This is a genomic window from Pseudobutyrivibrio sp. AR14, assembly GCF_900101325.1.
Classification (GTDB): Bacteria; Bacillota; Clostridia; order Lachnospirales; family Lachnospiraceae; genus Pseudobutyrivibrio.
Genome location: NZ_FMUY01000035.1, coordinates 1 through 2,774, shown reverse-complemented (window position 1 = coordinate 2,774; position 2,774 = coordinate 1). Strand labels below are relative to the sequence as shown.

Below are 2,774 nucleotides of genomic sequence, written 5' to 3'. Positions count from 1 at the left end.
TTTAAAGGATGCGGAAGGCGGGACTTGAACCCGCACGCTCGCAATGAGCACAAGATCCTTAGTCTTGCTCGTCTGCCAGTTCCGACACTTCCGCGTGTCTTAACGACAAGAAGTATAATAGCAAAGGAACCGCTAATAGTCAACGATTTTTAGCAAATTAAAGTGTCTTTCTTTAGCACACTAAATCAGAAAATTCAGACTATTGCATGCCCCAGTAAATATTGATGCCATGGCTCATAATAAGCCCCCTTCAAATGCACTCCATCCGAGGTCCATTCAGAGTTCAAATTACCCTCTTCATCATCCACTGCCTCGTTAATATTAATATAGAAAATCTTCTTTTCATCAGCCAGTTTTTTGATAGCCTCATTTCTAGCCTCTATATTTGTATTGTTGTAAAGCTCGTCATTGTCATTTTTTTCCTTATTAACATGCATAATGCTGTTAATGTAAACAATGGCATTAGGCTGACTGGCCATTATGCCATCTACAACTTCCTTATAAGCTGCTCCAAATGACTCTGGATCACCAATGCCTATCTCATTGATGCCTACCATTATATATATTTTGGTAAACTGCTGTCCCTCAAGGGCTTCCCAGAGGGTGATTTTCCGCCCATCTTCGCTCTGAATCCATTCCTTATCACGGATATCGTAGATGGTAAGTGACTTCTTAGCATAAAAAGTAGCCCTAGTGTCAAGAGCCTCACAGTACTCAGAAAGGCCCACCATGCGAGAATCACCTATAAACAGTGCATCCTCAAAATAACTATCATCCACAGTGGTAAACTTTTTCCTGTCATCCTTTGGCGTATCAGGTTTATTATGGCCGCTCTCAGGCTTAGATGTATTGTTGTTAATATTGTTTTCCTTTTCAACCTGCGCATCAGCCTGAGGCTTCTTAACAGGTGAATCTGGACTCCAAGGATAAACACCATTTGCAGCTGCTGTAAGAACAGTTGATAAAATAGGTCTATCCAAGATACTGCCCCAATAAGGCGAGTACATCCCGTCCTTTGAATAAAAAGCTGTCACAGATAATCCTATGGAGCTTATAATTATTAAGCTAATCAGAAAAAATCCTTTTATTTTCATATATTTCCCCAAACTAGAATCTAAGATACATAAATGGATTGCCAGAGGAATTTGCAAGACTAAAAATAGCTACCCAGAACAATCCAAACAATCCTAGTACTATCAGAAAATTATCCTTATGTTTCTTATAAATATTAGTAACAAATGGCATACTGAAGAATAGGCCAAGTGCTAAAAATGGCCAATAACTCTTCAAGCACTTGATATAGTCACTTCCATTTACCGCAATACTGATATCCCAAATTGGAAATAGTCTAAGAAGGTAAATTCGCAAATCCTTGAATGAGTGAATAGCAAATATCACCCAAGTAACAGGGATAATAACCAAAACATTAATGCGTCCAATTATCATGTAAAGCCACTTTACGTGGGATAACACGAACTTCTCTATCATAATGATAAAGCAAATCACGCCTGCCCAAATCAGAAAGTTTAAAGTAATTCCATGCCAAATGCCAGTGAAAATCCACACTACGATAAGATTAAAGGCAGTGCGTAACCAACCCTTGCGATTGCCTCCAAGTGGGAAATACACATAGTCTCTAAACCATGTTCCAAGTGTACTGTGCCATCTTCTATAAAAATCTGAGATAGAAGAAGCAAAATAAGGCTGATCAAAGTTCCTAATAAATGGGAATCCAAGCATGATGCCCACACCTGCTGCCATAAGAGAATATCCCCAGAAATCAAAATATAAATCAAGGGAATATGTATATGCTCCAAGCCATGCAAGTGGAGTAGAGATACTTTCATATCCTATAGTCTTGATATCATTCCATAGAATAGCCAGGTGGTCTGCAATAATAACCTTGAAGAATAAACCAATAACAAAATACTTAAGGCCATCCTCTATCCTGCTAATTACTTTATAAAATCTGGCACCAAATTTATCCTGTCCCTTACGCCAGAAGTCATTCTCAATTATGTAGTTAAATCTAGCAATTGGACCTGAAATAATCTGAGGGAACATCAAAAGATAATTAGCCAAATCGATAAAGCTAGTGCCACTTATCATGCCTCTAAAAGAATCAACCTGATATGAAATCAACTTGAATACAAAATAACTAAGTCCGATAGGAATAATAATGCCAAGCTTCAGCACTCCACACGCCTTAAAAAAGCCAAGCAAGGACACATCAAGAATAATCCCAAGAGCCAAAAGCCACTTCCATCTCCTGTAGATGTTAATCTTGGCGAAACACCAAGTCACAAAAGTCCCCGCCACTAAAACAACAATGAGAATAGGTTCATTGATGTAATAGAAAACAAGGCTCTCTGCCAGCAAGGTCCATGGTCTGAATTTGGCCGGTGTAAGATAATATATTATTAAAAAGATTGGCAACAATCTAAAAATAAAATTCAAATCTGAAAAGGTCATTTTCATTCTCCCATACAATAACTCACATTTAGTATACCTTAAATCTCAAATATTTTACATATTTGAGCAACAATCCGTTTAATCTTGGCAATTATCGCTAGTTTTGCCACCTATGTCGGACCCTTTTCGATAATCTTGCAAAAAATTAAAAAAATTACCATTTATCCCTTGACGCAGCATAGATGGTTTGTTATTATAATCAAGTCGCGCGGAAGTGTCGGAACTGGCAGACGAGCAAGACTAAGGATCTTGTGCTCATTGCGAGCGTGCGGGTTCAAGTCCCGCCTTCCGCATCCTTTAAA

At 38.3% G+C, this 2,774-nt stretch carries 2 protein-coding genes and 2 tRNA genes; 1 reads left to right on the top strand and 3 read right to left on the bottom strand.

Annotated elements, in window-relative coordinates:
* Positions 1-9: 9 nt before the first annotated feature.
* The 3 genes from BLP50_RS14075 to BLP50_RS14065 form a co-directional block, all read right to left on the bottom strand.
* Positions 10-94: transfer RNA gene (locus tag BLP50_RS14075), tRNA-Leu, on the bottom strand.
* A gap of 100 nt (positions 95-194) precedes the next feature.
* Entirely contained in the window at positions 195-1,094 is a 900-nt protein-coding gene (locus tag BLP50_RS14070) for a GDSL-type esterase/lipase family protein (RefSeq protein WP_090155880.1), read from the bottom strand.
* A 13-nt stretch (positions 1,095-1,107) separates the two neighbouring features.
* A complete protein-coding gene (locus BLP50_RS14065) occupies positions 1,108-2,472 on the bottom strand; it encodes an MBOAT family O-acyltransferase (protein ID WP_242869291.1) in 1,365 nt (454 codons plus the stop codon).
* Positions 2,473-2,680: 208 nt separating this feature from the next.
* Between BLP50_RS14065 and BLP50_RS14060 the strand changes: the two genes are divergently transcribed.
* Positions 2,681-2,765: transfer RNA gene (locus BLP50_RS14060), tRNA-Leu, on the top strand.
* Positions 2,766-2,774 lie beyond the last annotated feature (9 nt).